The sequence below is a fragment of the Kitasatospora sp. NPDC091207 genome (genome assembly GCF_044768625.1).
GTDB lineage: Bacteria > Actinomycetota > Actinomycetes > Streptomycetales > Streptomycetaceae > Kitasatospora.
The window spans coordinates 87,145-102,057 of sequence record NZ_JBIVVS010000029.1; the positions used below are offsets into that span (position 1 = coordinate 87,145).

8 protein-coding genes are annotated in these 14,913 nt (G+C 74.7%); 5 read left to right on the plus strand and 3 right to left on the minus strand.

Features of this window, described 5'->3' with window-relative positions:
- Positions 1–95 precede the first annotated feature (95 nt).
- A complete protein-coding gene (locus tag ACIQTO_RS32925) occupies positions 96–1,760 on the plus strand; it encodes an FAD-binding oxidoreductase (RefSeq protein ID WP_402395923.1) in 1,665 nt (554 codons plus the stop codon).
- On the opposite strand, the gene ACIQTO_RS32930 is transcribed toward ACIQTO_RS32925, so the two are convergent.
- Complete coding sequence (locus ACIQTO_RS32930) at positions 1,692–5,078, minus strand: tetratricopeptide repeat protein (RefSeq protein ID WP_402395924.1); 3,387 nt, start codon at positions 5,076–5,078, stop codon at positions 1,692–1,694. The two genes, ACIQTO_RS32925 and ACIQTO_RS32930, sit on opposite strands and share 69 nt — an antisense overlap.
- An 836-nt stretch (positions 5,079–5,914) precedes the next feature.
- Here ACIQTO_RS32930 and ACIQTO_RS32935 point away from each other — a divergent pair.
- Positions 5,915–7,270 (plus strand): LuxR C-terminal-related transcriptional regulator, encoded by a 1,356-nt coding sequence (locus ACIQTO_RS32935; protein ID WP_402395927.1) that lies wholly within the window; start codon positions 5,915–5,917, stop codon positions 7,268–7,270.
- Between the two features lie 93 nt (positions 7,271–7,363).
- On the opposite strand, the gene ACIQTO_RS32940 is transcribed toward ACIQTO_RS32935, so the two are convergent.
- Positions 7,364–8,407 carry a ketoacyl-ACP synthase III family protein gene (locus ACIQTO_RS32940; RefSeq protein ID WP_402395930.1) on the minus strand — a complete coding sequence of 348 codons (1,044 nt, stop codon included), beginning with the start codon at positions 8,405–8,407 and terminating at the stop codon, positions 7,364–7,366.
- A gap of 241 nt (positions 8,408–8,648) precedes the next feature.
- Here ACIQTO_RS32940 and ACIQTO_RS32945 point away from each other — a divergent pair, with 241 nt between their 5' ends.
- Positions 8,649–9,350 (plus strand): SDR family NAD(P)-dependent oxidoreductase, encoded by a 702-nt coding sequence (locus ACIQTO_RS32945; protein WP_402395932.1) that lies wholly within the window; start codon positions 8,649–8,651, stop codon positions 9,348–9,350.
- Between the two features lie 62 nt (positions 9,351–9,412).
- On the opposite strand, the gene ACIQTO_RS32950 is transcribed toward ACIQTO_RS32945, so the two are convergent.
- A complete protein-coding gene (locus tag ACIQTO_RS32950) occupies positions 9,413–9,982 on the minus strand; it encodes a TetR/AcrR family transcriptional regulator (protein WP_402395934.1) in 570 nt (189 codons plus the stop codon).
- A 111-nt stretch (positions 9,983–10,093) separates the two neighbouring features.
- On the opposite strand from ACIQTO_RS32950, the gene ACIQTO_RS32955 reads away from it, so the two are divergent.
- Both ACIQTO_RS32955 and ACIQTO_RS32960 read left to right on the plus strand, forming a co-directional pair.
- Positions 10,094–11,077 (plus strand): zinc-binding alcohol dehydrogenase family protein, encoded by a 984-nt coding sequence (locus ACIQTO_RS32955; RefSeq protein WP_402395936.1) that lies wholly within the window; start codon positions 10,094–10,096, stop codon positions 11,075–11,077.
- A 290-nt stretch (positions 11,078–11,367) separates the two neighbouring features.
- A partial coding sequence (locus ACIQTO_RS32960; protein WP_402395939.1) for a type I polyketide synthase occupies positions 11,368–14,913 on the plus strand: 3,546 nt, incomplete at its 3' end.

Here is a 14,913-nt window from a genome sequence, read left to right on the forward strand (position 1 = left end):
GGACTCGGCATCAATGTGGCCAACGGGGAGGCCGGAATTCGACGTCGCCCTTCTCGTGCCATTCGGATGCGTGCTGGTGTGAGCAGGGGGATTTCATGGCGGAGTTGACTCGTCGACGCTTTACACTGGCCGGCCTGGGGGCGGCCGGGCTCGGGATCGCCGCGACGGATTTCGTGGGCGGCGCGGTCGCGGCGGCCGCCCCGGTGCCGGACGCCGGGGCCGACCAGGCGCGGCTGGCCTGCGGGCCGGCCTTCGGCCCGGTCGGTGTCGGGCCCGGCGACCGGCGCTACCCGGATCTGCTGCTGCGCGGCTACAACCGCCGGTTCACCGGGAACCCGGACACCGTGAAGCTGGTCGGTTCCACGAGCCAGGTCGTGCAGGCCGTCAACGAGGCGGTGTCGGCCGGCAAGCGGGTCACCGTGCGCGGCGGCGGCCACTGCCTGGAGAACTTCGTCGACGACCCGGACGTACGGGTGGTCATCGACCTGTCCGAGATGCGCGCGGTGTACTTCGACCCCACGATGAACGCCTTCGCGGTCGAGGGCGGCGCGATCCTCTCGCAGGTCTACCGCACCCTGGACCTCGGCTGGGGCGTGACGATACCCGGCGGCTCCTGCCCCAGCGTCGGTGTCGGCGGCCACATCACCGGCGGCGGCTACGGCGTGCTGTCCCGCCTGTACGGTCTGGTGGCGGACAACCTCTACGCCGTCGAGGTTGTCGTGGTGGACTCCTTCGGCCTCGCGCGGTCGGTGATCGCCACGTCCGCGCCGGGCGACCCCAACCGGGACCTCTGGTGGGCCCACGCGGGCGGCGGCGGCGGGAACTTCGGCATCGTCACGCGGTTCTGGCTCCGCTCGCCGGGGGCGACCGGCACCGATCCGACCAGGCTGCTGCCCCCGACCCCGGGCGGCATCATGATCACCACACTGTTCTGGGACTGGTCCCAGCTGGACGAGGCCGCGTTCACCACGCTCGTCACCAACTTCGGCACCTGGCACGAGCAGAACAGCGCCCCCGGCGCGGCCGCCAACCAGCTCTGGGCCTCGCTCATCGCGATCCGCCAGGGCAAGGGCGGCGTGATCGTCCGGGCCCAGGTCGACCCGACCGTCACCGGTACCCAGCAGATGCTCACGGACTTCGCCGCCGCGATGACCACGAACGTCGCCGCGGCCCCGGCGGCGAGCACCACGGGCACCCTGCCGTGGCTCTACACCACGACCACCAGCGCCTCCGAGGTGGCCGGCGTGTTCGGGATCCCGAGCCTGCTGCTGCGCTCGAAGACCAAGGGCGCCTACCACAAGAAGGGCTACGCGCCCGACCAACTGCGCACCGTCTACCGGTACCTGACCAGCCCCTCCTACGCCTACGCCTCCGGTCTGATGGGCCTCTTCTCCTTCGGCGGGAAGGTCAACTCCTTCTCGCCGACCACGACGGCGGTGCCGCACCGGGACTCGGTGATGCTCGCCTCGTTCTCCAACTACTGGTCCGACGCGGGGGACGAGACCCGGCAGCTGCAGTGGGTCCGGGAGCTGTACCGGGACGTCTACGCGACCACCGGCGGCGTGCCGGTGCCCAACAGCGTCACCGACGGCAACTACGTCAACTGGCCCGACGTCGATCTCGCCGACCCGGCCTGGAACACCTCCTCCGCCCCCTGGTCGACGATCTACTACAAGGACAACTACGCGCGGCTACAGCAGATCAAGGCCGCTCGGGACCCGCGCGACATCTTCCACCACGCCCTGTCGGTCCGCCCGTAGGAGGTCCGGCCCGCCCGGTTCCGCGCGCCCGGCCGGATCGACCGGACCGGGCCGCGGGGCCGGGCGCCCGGCCGGGCCGCGCCGCCGGTCGGGATCGACCGGGCGTCCGGCCCCGGGGCGCTGCCGGAGCTGCTCGGCCAGCCGCTCGTGCGCGCGGGCGGCGTCCGGCTCGCCCAGCGCCCGGTGGGCGGCGGCGAGGCCGCGGTGCGCCCGGCCCTGGCGGTGGCGGTCCCCGGTCTCCCGGCTGATCGCCAGGGCCCGGCTGTGCAGGTCCAGCGCCCCGGCCGGATCGCCCAGCCGGCAGGCCATCTCGCCGAGGCCGCCGAGCGCCTGGCCTTCGAGGTCGCGGGTGCCGGTCTCGCGCGCGAGCGCGAGGGCCTGGTGGAGGTGGATCCGCGCGATGTCGTGGTCGCCGAGGCGTTCGTGGACGAGCCCGAGGCCGCACAGGGCGTGCCCTTCGAGGTCGCGGGTACTGGTGTCGCGGGCCAGGACGAGCGCCTGGTGGAGGTGGGCCAGGGCGATGTCGTAGTGGCCGAGGCGTTCGTGGACGAGCCCGAGGCCGCACAGGGCGTGGCCTTCCAGATCGCGGGTGCCGGTCTCGCGGGCCAGCGCCAGGGCCTGGTGGAGGTGGATCTGGGCGGTGTCGTGGTCGCCGAGGCGTTCGTGGACGAGGGCGAGGCCGCAGAGCGTGTGGCCTTCGAGGTCCCGGGCGCCGGTCTCCCGGGCCAGTGCCAGGGCCCGGCGCAGGTCGTCGCAGGCCTGCTCGTAGTTGCCCGGACCGCACTGCACCCGGCCGAGGTTGCTGAGCGCGTAGCCCTGGATGTCGCGGTCGTCGATCCGCTGGGCGATGACCAGGGCCTGGCGGAGGTGGATGACGGCCGTGGTGGAGCGGCCGAGGCGCTCGTGGACGAGGCCGAGCCCGCACAGCGCGTAGCACTCCGCACTCGGCGTGCCGGTGTCGCGCGCCAGGTCGAGCGCCTGGGCGAAGTGGGTGAGCGCGCTCTCGTAACGGCCGAGCCGGTGGAGCACCAGGCCCATGTTGCTGAGCGTGCGGGCGTGCGTCACGTGGTCGCCGAGCTCGCGGGCCACCTCCAGGGCCTGGCGGAAGTGGGTGAGGGCGGTGTCGTAGCGGCCGAGCCGCTGGTTGGCCAGGCCCAGGCCGTACCGGGCGAGGTTCTCCAGCTCCCGGTCGTCGGTGTCGCGGGCCAGGGCGACGGCGCCGCTGTGCAGCGAGAGCGCCTCGGCGTGCTGGCCCCGGAGGTGGAGGTAGTGGCGCAGGACGCCGAACAGGTCGGCGCTCTGCTCCGGCCAGCCGCGCCGGGCCGTCTCCGCCGCCGACAGCAGGTTCGGCCACTGCGCCTCCAGCCAGTCGGCGGCCTGGTCGAGGGTGGTCAGCGCGGCCGCCGGTGCGCCGGTGGCGGGCAGCGGCGGGCGGTCGTGCCGCCACTGCGGGGAGACGATGTCCAGGGCCGCGGCGGCGGTCCGGCGGTAGTGGTCGAACAGCCGGGTCAGCGCCGCCTGCCGCTCGGCCCCGCCGGCCTCGGTGGCGGCCAGGTGCACCGCGTAGGCCCGGAGCAGGGGGTGCAGCCGGTACTGCTCCTCGCGCGGTTGCTCGACCAGGTGCACGTCGAGCAGCTCCTCCAGCGCCCGGTCCGCGGCCCGGCGCTCGACCCCGGCCGCCGCCGCCGCGGCGTCCGCGTCGAAATCCGTCCCCGGCAGCACGCCCAGCAGGCGGAAGAGGTGCCGCGGTTCGGGATCGAGCTGTTGGTAGGAGAGGTCGAAGACCGCGGTGATGCCGCTCTCCGCGGTCTGCAGCTCGCCGAGCCGGCGCCGGTGGCTGCGCAGCCGGGAGGTCAGGTAGGCGATGGTCCAGGCGGGCCGGTGGCGCAGCCGGGCCGCCGTGATGTGGATGGCGAGCGGCAGGTAGCCGCACAGCCTCAGCAACTCGGCGACGCCCTTGGGTTCGGCGGCCACCCGCCGGTCGCCCACGATCCGGTCGAGCAGCCGGCCGGCGTCGGCCGGCGGGAGCGGGTCCAGCGGGAGCACGGCGGTGGCGTCCAGGTCGGTGAGCCGGGTCCGGCTGGTGACCAGGATCAGGCAGTCGGCCGTCCCCGGCAGCAGCGGCCGGATCTGGGCGGAGCTGGCCGCGTCGTCCAGGACGAGCACGGCCCGCAGGCCGGCGAGCCTGCTGCGCCACAGGGCGGCCCGCTCCTCCAGGTCCTCGGGGATGGCGGTGCCGGTGACGTCCACCGAGCGCAGCAGCTTCTCCAGGGCGGTCCCCGGATCGAGCGGGGCCTGTCCGGGGGAGTGCGCGTGCAGGTCGAGATAGAGCTGCGCGTCGGGGTAGCGGTCGCTCATCAGGTGGGCCAGGTGGACGGCGAGCGAGGTCTTGCCCACCCCCGCCATGCCGTCGACGGCGGCGAGGACGACGTGGCTGGACGCCACCTGGTCGCGGTGGACGATCACCTGCTCGACCAGGGTGCGCAACTCGTGCCCGCGCCCGGTGAAGTGGCTGATGTCCTTGGGCAGGCTGTGCGGGGCGAGCGGCGCGAACGCGAACGTCCGGGGCCGGCCCAGGGTCACGTCGTTGGTCAGGATGCGCTGGCGTAACTCGCGCAGTTCCGGCACGGGTTCGAGCCCGAGCGCGTCCGCGAGCCGCCGCCGGGTGGACTCGTACACGGTCAGTGCGTGCGACTGGCGGCCGGAGAGGTAGAGGGCGAGCATGAGCTGGCCGGCGAGTCTCTCGCGCAGCGGGTGCGCGCTGAGCCAGTCGGTCAGTTCGGGGATCACGGCCTGGTGGTGGCCCTGCGCGAGTTCGAGGTCGACGCACTCCTCCAGCGCGGTGAGCCGCTGCTCCTCCAGTCGCGAGGTGTGCGGCTGCAGGGCCGAGTTGTCCAGGCCGGCCAGTGCCGGGCCGCGCCACAGGGCGAGCCCGGCGCGGAACTCGACGACCGCCTCGGCGAACTGTCCGGCGGCGGCGCGGTGCCGGGCCGCCGCGAGCGCCTGGGCGAACATCGCGGTGTCCAGCTGGTCGTCGGGGAGGTCGAGGCGGTAGCCGTTGGTGCCGACGGCGGTCGGCAGGGTGGTGACCCCGGCGGACTTGAGCAGGCCGCGCAGCATCGAGACCGCGTTGCGGACCTGCTTCTCGGCGGTGCGGGGCGGATCGTCCCAGACGGCGTCGACGAGCTCGCCGAGCGGCACGCTCTGGTTGGCCTTCAGCAGGAGGAGGGCGAGCACCAGGTGCTGCCTGGGGCCGGCCAGTGGCACTTTGCGGTGGTTCGCCCGTACTTCGAGTGGTCCGAGAATGCGGAACTTCACTCAGCCTCCCCCATTCTGACGCATCCTCACCAATGCTTCGCGGGCCGTTCGCCACGATGCTACTCGGATTCAAACGCATCTTCGAATGCCATTCGCCCCGGGCTCGACGGCCTCGGGTCCGGCCCGGGTTCGGGGCCCGTTCGACCCGCTCCGGGCGTCCGGCCGGAGGCGCGGTGCCGGTGCGCCGGCCTCTCGGACCAACGCGCCGGACGGCCCCGGAGTTTCCTTCCGAACCGTCGGATCCGGACGGCTCCGGGGGAGGACCGGGCCGGGACGGCCGGAGGACGGCCGGAGGATGCCATCGGCCATGATGAGCGTCCGTAGAGGTAGATGGAGACAGTGACGACGGGGGCCGCCACATGACCGAGACTTCACGACCACCCGATACCGCCGGGGGCCGGCCGACCGGCCGCTCGGGTGGGTACCCGCCGCCGCGTCCACGGGCCTCGTGACCGCCCGCCGTCACCCGGTGTAGTCCCGGGACGGCGCCTTCCGGCCGTTCGCGCCCGGCGTGCGTTCGTTTCTCCCTTTTGCTCCCGGCCGCCCACGGGCCGTCCGGCGGCCCTGCGTTCGCGCCGCGGCACCCGTGGCACGGCCCTCGGCCGCCGCCCGGGAGCGTTCTCCCCGGTGTCCTTCACCCCGATCGGCGGGCCGACCGCCGGACGACTGCCGGCGCCGGATGCCTTCACCCGGGCGGCAGCCCCTCCGTGCGGCACCCCGCCCACCCCGTACGTCACCGTGCCTGCCCCGTGCGCCGGGCCGAGCCTGTGCTCCGGCCGTGCCCGCGCCAGTACCGGACCATGCGCCCTGTGGTCCCGGAGGGATCTGAATCACCGATGACTCTTGTCGAACCAACCGAGGCGGCCCCGGAGTTGCTCTGGCAGGCGAAGGACCTGCTGGCCGTCCTGGACCGGCGTAGCGAGACGAGCAGTGCGAAGAACGACCAGCGGCGCCTGGAGGCGGCGGCCGACCGGCTGCTGGTCGCCTGCGAATTCCCGAGCCTGCTGCGGTCGGTGGCCTCGGACCTGGAGCGCGTCCCGCTGGCCGGCCCGGCCGCGACGGCGGGCGGCGAGGCACTCGGCGGCCCCGGTGGCGGGCCGGCGGGCGGGTCGGTGCGGCACCAGGCGGCCTGGGCCCTGGCCGGGCGGCTGCTCGGCGATCCGGGCCTGCCGGACCCGGCGGACGGCGCGACCTCCGCCCTCTCCGCCTGCGCCTTCCGCGAGGAGACCGCCTCGGCCGTCCTCGCGGCGATCACGGCCCTGGTGCACAGCAACCGGCCGGAGGCCGCGATCTCCTGGTGCGACGCGGTGCTGCCGGACGCGGCGCGGCTCGCCGCCGACACCTGGGCGCCCCGTCTGCTGGCGGCCCGGGCGGAGGCCTCGCTGCACCGGGGCGACGTCCTGGTCGGGCTGGCCCGCGCCGAGGCCGTGCTGGACATGGTGCCGCCGCAGCGGTGGGGCGCCTGGATCGGCGGGCCGCTCTCCTGTCTGGTCGCCGGCTACACCGATCTGGCGGAGCCCGGCGCCGCGAAGGAGTGGGTGCGCCGCCCGGTGCCCGCGCCGATCTACGAGACCCGGCACTGCCTCGGCTACCTGTACGCCCGCGGCCACTTCCACCTCGCCGCCGGCGAACACCGCTCCGCGCTGGCCGACTTCATGAGCTGCGGCCGGCTGCTGGCGTCCTGGGGACTGGACCCGGACCTCTACGCGTGGCGGCTCGCGGCCGCCGCGGCGTACCTGGGCGTCGGCGACCACGACAACGCGCTCACCATGGTCGACTCCCAGCTGGACCGGGTCGCCCCGGCCGGTGACCGGGCGCGGGTGTTCGGCCGGTCGGGGGCCCGCGGCCGGCGCCGCCAGGAGCTGCGCGAGGAGCTGTTCGCCACCCTCCAGGACACCTCCGGGCGGCCCGGGTTCCTCTCCTCGCTGCGGATCCTGCAGTGGGGCGACCTGCCCGGCGCCGTCCCGCACCGGGTCGCCCGCTACAAGGTGACCGACCGTTACGCGGGGTACCTGGACCAGCTCAGCCCGTCGGAGCAGCGGGTGGCGCTGCTGGCCGCCCAGGGCGAGACCAACCAGAAGATCGCGCGTTCGCTGTCGATCACGGTCAGCACCGTGGAACAGCATCTGACCCGCACCTACCGCAAGCTGCGGGTGGCCGGCCGGAGCGAGCTGCGCAGGAAGCTGGGGTGAGCCGGGCCGCGCGGGGGTGCGGCGACGCCACCGGGGCGGGCATGCCCGCGCGCCCGCCCCGGCGGGACGGGCGCGCGGAGCGGCCGGGGTGCGTCAGGACAGGGTGATCGGGGCCGCGTCGGCGGGCAGCTCGCCGAGGACCTGCACGATCGCGCAGGCGAACGCCATGCCCACGCCCGTGCCCAGCAGCATGACGTGGTCACCCGGCCGGACCTCCCGCCCGGCGAGGAGCTGGTACAGCCCGCAGACCTGGTCGCCGGCCCCGGTGTGGCCCAGCCGGCGGCCGAACTCCCACATACCGAGGCGCAGATCGCCGTCGAAGGGCTCCAGGATGTGCTCGACGATGCTCCGGCTCCCGGCGGACTGGTGGGTGACCCGGGCGATGTCACCGGGCTTCAGGCCGGCCTCGTCGAGGGTGCGGTGGATGAGCTCGCTCTCGGCCCGGCCGATGAGCCCGGCCATCGCGGACTGGTCGCCCTGGAAGGCCTGGACGCGTTCGCGCAGCCTGACCTGGTGTCCGAGCGTGGCCCCCGGCGGATAGAGCGCCTCCCCGCCGCGGTTCAGCTCCTCCAGGTCCGGCAGGGAGGAGGCGCAGACGTTCACCACCCGGGCGAAGCCCTGCCGGCGGGAGAGGACGAGTGCCGTGGCGGCGTCGCCGAACAGGGCCCACTGCGTGCCGCGCCAGCGGTCGATGAGCGGGTGCGTCCAGTTGTCGGCGGTGGTGACGAGGGCGGCGTCGCGGTCCGGGGCGGCGGTGAGGTAGCAGCCGGCCAGCTCCAGGGCGGCGACCATGCCGCTGCAGCCCTGCCGGATCTCCACCGCGGGGCCGTAGCCGCCGATGGTGTGCCGCTGGACGTAGTGCGCCGGGGACCAGATGTCCGGGCCCTGGTGGCTCGCGGTGGCGTGCATCAGCACGGCGATGTCCGCCGCTTCGTGGTGGGACATCGCCAGCGCGTCCCGCCCCGCCCGGACCGCCATGTCGGGGGCGGAGACGTCGCCCGCGACGGCCACCGACAGCCAGTCCGTCCCGGCCGCCACCTCCGCGTCGCAGAGCCCCCGGGCGACCGCCTCGGCGACGGTGACGCGATCCGGGACGAAGGCGGCGATGCCGTCCAGATAGAGTTCTTCGAATATCACGGAAACCTGCTCCCGGCGGGTTCGGACGGGTCAATTCAGAGAATTTCGGGCCGGCCGGGCAATCCTTGCCGGAAGGCGCCGGACCGTAGCGTAACCAGGGCTCCGCGGCCGTCGCACCCCCTAAACAACCCCTACGCCCGGTATTTCCGGCGGAAAGGGCGGGTGGTGACGTGGAGAATGACGGGAGGCCGTGTTCGACGGAAATGGCCGCAGGGGTACCACCGCAGCCGGGGAGTCCGACATGGAAGAGTCCGCAGTCGTCATTGTCGGGGCGAGCAGCGGCTTCGGCGCCGCGCTGGCCGAGGACCTCGCCGGCGGCGGCCGAACGGTGATCGCGGGCGCTCGCAGCGCCCGCCCGTCCGGTGGCGGTGTGCGGTACCGGCAGGTGGACGTGACCGACGAGGAGAGCGTCGCGGCCTTCTTCGCCCACGTGGCGGAGGTCTCGCCGGCCCCGTACGGCCTGGTCTACAGCGCGGGCGACGCCTCGGCGGTCGGGTACAGCTGGGAGGTCGGCGCCGACGAGCTGAACCGGGCTTTCGACGCCACCTTCTTCGGCTTCGTCCGCTGCCTGCGGTACGCCGTTCCGCCCATGCGCGCGGCCGGGCGGGGCAGTGTGCTGGCCCTCGGCTCGCACAGCGCGCGGGTGCCCGTCGACATGCTGGGCGCCTACGCGTCGGCCAAGGCCGCGCTGGAGCACTACGTGCGCACGCTCGCCAAGGAGCTCACCGGGACGGGCGTGCGGGCCAACGCGCTGGGCATCGTCGCGGAGACGGCGCTGGCCCGCGACTTCCTCACCCGCAAGGCGGACGCCGTCGGGCGGGAGGCCCCGTACCCGGCGCTGCCGGACGTGCGGGACAACCTGCCGCTGGCCCGCTTCCTGCTCTCCGCCGAGTCCTCGCACGTGTCCGGCCAGGTGGTGGACGCGTTCCCGCCGGCCTGGTGACGGCCGGTTCCGGGAGGCCGGTTCCGGGGCGGTCGGGAGACGCCTCAGGCCGGGCGGTGCCCTCAGGCCGGGGCGGTGAGCACCGCGTCGGTGAGGGCCAGCACACCGGCGCGGACGGCCTCCGTGCTCATCCCGGTGCCGACCAGCAGGTCGACGAACTCCGCGCGCGGTACGCCGAGGATGGCGTGGGCCATGAACTCGGCGTCGACGTCCGGCCGCGCCTCGGTGATCGCCCGGGCGAGGCCGTCGTGCCAGAGCAGGTAGCGGCCCACATTGGCGTGCGAGCGGGAGGAGTTCTCCAGGGCGCGCAGCAGTGGGCCGCCGGGCAGCACGATGTCGTCGAACAGCTCGCCGACGAAGCGCAGCACGCGCTCCCGGGCGGGCGCGTCCGGGTCGGCCAGGCGGTCGAGCGCGCCTGCCTGCCAGTCCTCCGTGAGCTGGTCGAACAGGGCGCCGATGAGGCCCTCGCGGTTCCCGAAGCGCCGGAACAGGGTGCCCTTGCCGACCCCCGCCGCCTCGGCGATGTCCTCCATCGAGACATGGTCGACGCCGCCGTCCCGGAACAGCTGTTGAGCCGTGACGAGGATCTTGCGCCGGTTGTGCGCCGCGTCCGCGCGCTCCCTGACGGCCACCTGAGCTCCCTTGACATCCTGCCGTGATCCAGGGCTACGCTATCGCAACCAAGCGGACCGCCGGTCCGTTTATGGTGGATGTCACGGCAGCTGAGTCAAGGAGACGCGTCCATGCGTTCTGTTCGGTTCCACGAGTACGGTTCGCCCGAGGTCCTCATCGTCGACGAGGTCCCGGACCCGGAGCCGGGCGAGGGGCAGCTGCTGGTCCGGGTGAGCGCCGCCGGGATCAGCTACGCCGAGACCCAGATCCGGTCCGGCCTGATGCAGCAGTTCGCCTGGTTCCCGGACCCGCCGCTGCCCTACGCCCCCGGCTTCGAGGTCGCGGGCACGGTCGTGCGGGTCGGCCCGGGTGTGGGGGACGAGTGGGTCGGCCGCAAGGTCGTCGGCGCCGCCCCGACCGCCGGCGGCTACTCGGAGCTGGCGGTCCTGCCCGCCGGCGCCGCCCAGCCGATCCCCGACGGGCTGGGGGAGCACGAGGCGCTGGCGCTGTTCGGCCAGGGTGTGGTGGCGGTCGGCGTGGCCGAGGTCGCCGCGATCCAGCCGAAGGACGTCGTACTCGTCCAGGCCGCCGCGGGCGGCGTCGGCAGCCTGCTGGTGCAGCTGGCCAAGAACGCCGGCGCCGAGGTGATCGCGCTGGCGCGCGGCGAGAAGAAGCTCGCCCTCGCCCGTGAGCTCGGGGCGGACCACGTCGTCGACTACACCGAGGAGGGCTGGGAGCAGCGCGTCCGCGACGTCGCTCCCGCGGGCGTCCAGGTCGCCTTCGACGGGGTCGGCGGCGAGGTCTCCAAGGCCTCGTTCGACCTGTTGGCGATGGGCTTCGGCCGGCTGGTCGTCTACGGCACGGCCGGTGGCACGGCCCCGCAGTTCGACCCGGAGATGCTGTACGTCCGCGGTGTCTCGGTCTCCGGCTTCGGCCCGCGGGTCTTCCTGCAGCCCGAGTACGGGGCCCGGCTGCGGCAGACGGCCTTCGACCTGGCCGCGGCCGGCACGCTGAAGCCGGTCGTCGGCCAGGTGTTCCCGCTGGCCGAGGCCGCCGCCGCCCACCGGGCGTTCGAGGAGCGCACCACCCTCGGCAAGGCCGTCCTGGTCCCGTAGTCCCCGGCCCGGCAGCGGTCCTGCCGGGTAGTACCCCTAGGGAATGCGCCCGGTCCGATTCACGGACCGGGCGCATTCCTGTTTCCGGAACCGGCCTGCCGCGCTGATTTCCGCAGGCCGCCGCCGAACTTCCCGCCGGCCCCCGCCGATATGCGGGCGGGATAAGGGACACCCCTCCGGTAGGGGTTTGTCAGGGGAGTGCCCGAACGGTTCTCACGCCTAGCATCGGTATCTGATCGACTGTGCGCGGCCATTGTCCCGAACATATCGACGGTGGGAGAACCAGGACCATGAACGGCTCGGTTGGTGAGATCGAAGCGACGGACGGTGCGATCGCCGTCATCGGCATGTCCTGCCGCTTCCGCGGTGCGCACGGCGCCGAGGAGTTCTGGCAGCTGCTGAGCACCGGCACCGACGCGGTCATCGCCGCCCCCGCGGGGCGGCCCGGCCGGGCCCGGGGCAGCTACCTCGACACCGTCGACCGCTTCGACGCCGCGTTCTTCGGTATGACCGCGGCGGAGGCCGACGCGACCGACCCGCAGCAACGCCTGGTGCTCGAACTCGGCTGGGAGGCGCTGGAGAACGCCGGCGTCCGCCCCGCGGACACCGGCCGCCTCGGCGTCTTCGTCGGGGCCATCTGGGACGAGTACGGCGAGCTGAGCCGCCGGGCCGGCCCCGACACCTTCGGCCGGCACACCGCCACCGGGGTGCAGCGCGGCGTCATCGCCAACCGCCTCTCCCACGTCCTCGGCGCGGGCGGCCCCAGCCTGGTCGTCGACACCGGGCAGTCCTCCTCCCTGGTCGCCGTGCACCTGGCCTGCGAGAGCCTGCGCCGCGGCGAGTCCGAGCTGGCCGTCGCCGCCGGCGTCAACCTGCTGCTCGGCGCCGGCAACGAGGCGCTGCTCGCCGCCTGGGGCGGCCTGTCGCCGGACGGCGTCTGCCGCACCTTCGACGCCCGTGCCGACGGCTTCGTCCGCGGCGAGGGCGCCGCCGCCGTCCTCCTGAAGCCGCTGGCCGCGGCGATCGCCGACGGGGACACCGTGCTGGCGACCATCCTCGGCAGCGCGGTCAACCACGGCGGCGAGGAGAGCCTCGCCACCCCGAGCGCCGACGCCCAGCGGGCGGTGCTCGCCGCGGCGCACCGGGCCGCCGGCGTCACCCCCGCCGACCTCCAGTACGTCGAACTGCACGGCACCGGGACCCCGGTGGGCGACCCGGTCGAGGCGGCCGCGCTCGGCGCCGCGCTCGCCGCCCGGCGCGCCGCCGAGCCGCCGCTGCTGGTCGGCTCGGTCAAGACGAACATCGGGCACCTCGAAGGCGCCGCCGGGATCGCCGGCCTGGTCAAGGCGGTGCTCGCGGTGCGCCACCGCGCCATCCCCGCCACCCTGCACCACGAGACCGCGCACCCCGACATCCCGCTCGCCGAACTCCACCTGGAGGTGGCGCGCGAGCTGCGCCCGTGGCCCCGGCCGGACCGGCCGCTGGTCGCCGGGGTCAGCTCGTTCGGGATGGGCGGCACCAACTGCCACCTGGTGCTCACCGAAGGGCCGGCACGGCCGGAACGCCCCGGCGCCGCCGGGCCGATGCCGGCCGTGCCGTGGGTGGTCAGCGGCCACACCCCGGCGGCCCTGCGGGCCCAGGCGGCCCGGCTCACCGCGCTGGCCGGCGCCGACCCGGCGGACGTCGGCCACTCCCTCGTCACCACCCGGCCGGTGCACGCGCACCGCGCCGTCGTGGTCGGCGCCGGGACGGCCGAACTCCTCGCCGCGCTGGACGGCGTCGCCGGGGCCGGCACGTCGGCGGACGACCCCCGGCTCGCCCTGGTGTTCACCGGCCAGGGCGCCCAGCGCCTCGGCATGGGGCGCGAACTCCACTCCGCCTACCCGGAGTTCGCCCGGGTCTTCGACGAGGTCTGCGGCCGGCTGGACGCCCTGCTGGGCGGCTCGCTGGCGGAGACGATCGACTCGGGCGAGGACCTCGACCGGACCGGCCGGACCCAGCCCGCGCTGTTCGCGGTCGAGGTCGCGCTGGCCGCGCTGCTGGCGTCCTGGGGCGTCCGGCCGGACCTCGTCATCGGCCACTCCGTCGGCGAGATCGCGGCCGCCCACGTGGCCGGGGTGCTCGACCTCCCGGACGCCTGCGCCCTGGTGGCGGCCCGCGCCACGCTGATGCAGGCGCTGCCCGGCGACGGCGGGGCCATGATCGCCGTCGAGGCCGCCGAGGAGGAGGTCCGCACCCTGCTCGGCACCCTCGACGGCGACCGGGCCGGTGCCGCCGACATCGCCGCCGTGAACGGCCCGACCTCGGTCGTGCTGTCCGGCGCCGACCCCGTCGTCACGGAGGTCGCCGAGCTGCTGCGCGCCCGCGGCCGCCGGGTCAAGCGGCTCACCGTCAGCCATGCCTTCCACTCGCCCCTGATGGACCCGATGCTGCCGGACTTCCGGCAGGTCGTGGCCGGGCTCGGGTTCCGGCCGCCGCGGCTGCTTATGGTCTCCACCGTCACCGGCGCCCCGCTCACGGCGGCCGAGGCCGCCTCGCCCGACTACTGGGTCGGCAATGTGCGCCGGCCCGTCCGGTTCGCCGACGCGGTCCGCCGCTCCGGCGCGACGGCCTTCCTGGAGATCGGCCCCGACGCCGCGCTGACCGGCGCGATCGGCGACACCCTGCCCGAGGCCCTCGCGCTGCCCGCGCTCCGCGGCGACCGGGCCGAACCGCCGCAGCTGCTGACCTCCCTCGGCCGGCTCTTCGAGCACGGCGTCGCGGTCGACTGGCCGCGACTGTTCGAGGGCACCGGCGCCCGCCGGATCACCCTGCCCGGCTACGCCTTCCAGCGCGACCGGCACTGGCTCGGCATCCCGCGCGGCGACGACCCGGTCCACGAGCCCACCCGCGCCGAAGCGCTGCGGCAGCGGCTGGCCGACCTGCCCGACCCCGCTGCCGCCGCCACCGACCTGGTCACCCGGACCGTCGCCCGAGTCCTCGGCACCGACGCCGCCGCCGTGGACGTCGACAGCGCCTTCCGGGACCTCGGCCTCACCTCGGTGACCTCGGTCGAACTGCGTGACGCCCTGGTCGCCGAGACCGGACTCCCGCTGCGCACCGGCCTGGTGTTCGACCACCCCACGCCGCGCCGGCTCGCCGCACACGTGCACCGCTCGCTCTTCGCCGCCGCCCCCGACCCGGCGGCCCCGCCGGTCGGCCGGCCGGTCGCGGAGCAGGACGACGCGGTCGCCATCGTCGGGATCGGCTGCCGGTTCCCCGGCGGGGTCTCCTCGCCGGCCGACCTGTGGGACGTCGTCGCCGGCGAGCGCGACGTCATCTCCGCCTTCCCGGCCGACCGGGGCTGGGCGCCCGGCCCGGTCCGCCACGGCGGCTTCCTGGCCGGCGCCGCCGACTTCGACGCCGACTTCTTCGGGATCTCGCCGCGCGAGGCACTGGCGATGGACCCGCAGCAGCGGCTGCTGCTGGAGACGGCGTGGGAGGCGTTCGAGCACGCCGGCATCGACCCGGTGGCGCTGCACGGCAGCCGCACCGGCGTCTACGTCGGCGCCACCGCGGAGGAGTACGGACCTCGGCGGCACGCGGCCCCCGACCACCTGAACGGCTTCCTGCTGACCGGCACCTCGCCGAGCGTCATGTCCGGCCGGATCGCGTACGCGTTCGGCTTCACCGGTCCGGCGCTGACCGTCGACACCGCCTGCTCCTCCTCTTTGGTGGCGCTGCATCTGGCGGCGCAGGCGGTGCGCAGTGGTGAGTGTGCGTTGGGTGTGGTGGGTGGGGTGACGGTGATGTCCTCGCCGGGGACGTTCGTGGAGTTCTCGCGGCAGCGGGGGTTG

Bases quoted from the DNA above. Each gene is read 5' to 3' on its own strand.
- ACIQTO_RS32955 (WP_402395936.1), top strand. From the start codon at position 10,094: ATGCGTTCTGTTCGGTTCCACGAGTACGGTTCGCCCGAGGTCCTCATC.
- ACIQTO_RS32925 (WP_402395923.1), top strand. From the start codon at position 96: ATGGCGGAGTTGACTCGTCGACGCTTTACACTGGCCGGCCTGGGGGCG.
- ACIQTO_RS32935 (WP_402395927.1), top strand. From the start codon at position 5,915: ATGACTCTTGTCGAACCAACCGAGGCGGCCCCGGAGTTGCTCTGGCAG.
- ACIQTO_RS32945 (WP_402395932.1), top strand. From the start codon at position 8,649: ATGGAAGAGTCCGCAGTCGTCATTGTCGGGGCGAGCAGCGGCTTCGGC.